Origin of the sequence: Thermococcus sp. (assembly GCF_027063845.1) — an archaeon.
GTDB lineage: Archaea > Methanobacteriota_B > Thermococci > Thermococcales > Thermococcaceae > Thermococcus.
In genome coordinates this window covers 1-2,836 of sequence record NZ_JAMOQU010000114.1, presented here as the reverse complement: position 1 = coordinate 2,836, position 2,836 = coordinate 1, and the positions used below count along the sequence as shown (strand labels likewise).

General features: G+C 52.4%; 3 protein-coding genes and 1 pseudogene. 1 reads left to right on the top strand and 3 read right to left on the bottom strand.

The features are described 5' to 3' along the window. The 3 genes from MVO87_RS09415 to MVO87_RS09405 all read right to left on the bottom strand — a co-directional run. The coding region (locus MVO87_RS09415; RefSeq protein WP_297552968.1) for a Na+/H+ antiporter NhaC family protein at window positions 1-953 on the bottom strand (953 nt) is incomplete at its 3' end. A 289-nt stretch (window positions 954-1,242) separates the two neighbouring features. After that, a complete protein-coding gene (gene udg, locus MVO87_RS09410) occupies window positions 1,243-1,830 on the bottom strand; it encodes a type-4 uracil-DNA glycosylase (protein WP_297552970.1) in 588 nt (195 codons plus the stop codon). Between the two features lie 5 nt (window positions 1,831-1,835). Next, window positions 1,836-2,186, bottom strand: coding sequence for a hypothetical protein (locus MVO87_RS09405; protein ID WP_297515881.1), 351 nt, complete (start codon window positions 2,184-2,186; stop codon window positions 1,836-1,838). 150 nt (window positions 2,187-2,336) lie between these two features. Between MVO87_RS09405 and MVO87_RS09400 the strand changes: the two are divergent. Beyond that, a pseudogene (locus MVO87_RS09400) lies at window positions 2,337-2,836 on the top strand (tetraether lipid synthase Tes); the annotation flags it as partial.

Below are 2,836 nucleotides of genomic sequence, written 5' to 3'. Positions count from 1 at the left end.
GCAACGACGACCATCGCAAAACTGCCCCAGAGAAGTGCGAGTGCGGAGTCGGAGTTTCCGAGGACGTTCATAAGACCCCCTTCAGCGTAGGCTTCGCTACCACCGCCGGTGTACCACATGCCGTAGAGGGTTACGAATATCAGCGTCAGTATCGGCCAGATGAAGAGGTGTACACTTCCACCTTCCTTTGGCATCCCGAGGTCAACCTCTGTGGTCATCAACGGCTTCGCACCGTCGCGGAGCACCTTTCCGGTCGTCCTCGCGCGGTATTCAGCTTTGAGCATCGCGCCGTAGTGCCTGTGGGTGTATGCCACTATGAGGACGAGGATTATAGCGAGTATTGAGTAAAACCTGAAGGGAACGCTGTGCATCCATGCGCCATAGGCACCTCCGACAGATGTTAGGTCAACGTTGAGTTTATCGAAGGATTCCCCTATGAGACCAACCTCATACCCTATCCATGTTGAAACTATCGCCAAACCTGCAACAGGCGCCGCGGTCGAGTCGTCTATGTAAGCCAGCATCTCCCTTGAAACCCTCGTCCTATCGGTTATGGGCCTCATAGTGTTTCCAACGATGATGGTGTTGGTGTAGTCGTCAAAGAATATCAACACACCAAGGAGCCAGCCCATGACAGAAGCTCCCCTGCTCGTCCTTACCTTGCTTGCCAAAGCACGTCCAACAGCAAAGGCCCCGCCCGATTTGTATATTAATCCAACTCCTGCACCTATCAGGAAGTCAAAGAGAAGTATCTTGACGTTCCAGTCATCTATAGCATTGCTTACAATCCAGTCTAGCGTCTGGGTAGTTCCACTTATGGGGTTCCACCCTGATACCATAACGCCACCAATCCAGACACCTGAAAACAACGCGAGGATAACCCTCTTCGTCCATATAGCCAGAACAATCGCAACCAGCGGTGGAAGCAGGGACAGCACTCCAAAGTCCGACACGATTTTTCACCTCCGGAAATTCAACCCCGAAGTTTCTTCGAGATATATAAGCTTTTTTCGAACTTTTTTGTCAATCTTTGGAGTTCCTCAGAATGTCCTCAAAAATCCGCGAGCATCTATGGTCATGTCACTGCTCTGAAGTGCATATAGGTGTACCTGAGTATATTATAGAGCATTGAACCAATAAAAACCTTTCCCAAAAGCGTTCCAGCTCGGCTCGTGCAAAATGGATAAAACCAAAAATCGTAACATTTGGAACCGTAAAATTTGCAGAAACGTGAAGGGAAACTCAGCCAAGTTCCTCGAGTATTTTCGCCAGTTTGACAAAGTCCTTCTCAAGTTCCTCCCTGATGGGTGGCCTGTACAGGGCCGCGGCAGGATGGTACATCGGCATTATGATTATCTTGCCGAAGAGGGTTCTCGCCTCGAAGGTCTTTCCGTGGATTTTGCTTATCGGTTCGGGCTTGAACCCGAACTTCTCAAGGATGTAGCGCATCGAGTGCCTGCCGAGTGGAACTATGACCCTCGGCCTTATTATGTCAATCTGCCTGTCGAGGTAGGGCGCACAGGCCTTTATTTCCTCCTCCGTCGGGTCGCGGTTTTCAGGTGGCCTGCACTTGACGATGTTGGTTATGTAAACCTCATCCCTGCTCAGGCCTATCCCAGCGAGAAGCTCGTCGAGAACCTTTCCAGCCCTGCCCACGAAGGGTAGCCCTTTCTGGTCTTCCCAGTAGCCCGGCGCCTCGCCGACGAACATCACCCTGGCGTCGTAGCTTCCCGCCCCCGGGACTGCGTTCGTCCTGAGCTGGCCGAGGGGGCACTTCCGGCAGTTCCTGATTTTCTCCTCAAGTTTCTTCATGAGCTCTTCCTTTCCCATAGGCATCACGCGAGGGTCTTCTGGCTGAGGTAGGCTTTCAGGAACTCGCTCCAGGCCGTGTAAAAACCTCTCTCGTAGTCGTCGCGGAAGTCCTGGGTGGCGAGCTTCGAGTAGTTCTCAAGCAACTCTTCGGCCCGCTCCCTGTCATTGGCCGAGATTAGCTGAACGACAAGAGAGTCGGCGTCGTTGTCCTTGAGGGCGTTCATTATGCCTTCGACGGCCCTTGAGTAGCCCCTGCCCCACTCGTCGTTGCCCGCTATCTTGATGAGCTTTTCCAAGTGGCCCTTTGCCCTGCTGAAGTCCCTTCTCAGCAGAGCCCTGACAAACATCTCCATCCTCATCTCGCGAGCCGGCATTCTACCACCCGACTGGCTTCCGCGGAAGGGCTTTTAACCTTAGCCTCTTCCACTACCCAACTGTGGGTCATACCTATGAAGGAAAAGCTTCATATTTACGCAAAAGCTTTTATACCCTCCCGTTGGATTAGGGGGTAGCGGTGATGAAAGATGGCCGAGAACATCGGTGAGGTACCGAGCGGTGAAAAGGAGTTTGAACAGCTCACCAGAAAGCTCAGGGATATAGTTGAGTTCCCTGAAATAAGCGAGGAAGAGTTTAGGGAGATGCTCAAAACTGCCAGTAGGGGTTACGGTGGAGATTTGCCCCATAGGACTTACTCCCTCTGCCCCGAGACGAGGCGCGTCGTTCCAGCCCTCGTCTGGGAGAAGGACGGAAAGGTCTGGATAACCAAGAAGTGCCCTGAAGGAATGATAACTGACCTATATTATGAGGACGTTGAAACCTACAACCGCTTTAGGAAGTGGCTCTGGAGTAAAAAGGAACTTTACAGCGCAAACGTCGAGAACACGGGCGCCAACTGTCCCTTTGACTGCGGCATGTGCTCCAGGCATCGTTCCCACACGAACCTGCTCAACATCGTTCTCACCAACAGGTGCAACCTGTCGTGCTGGTACTGCTTCTTCTACGCCAAGGAGGGCCAGCCGATTTA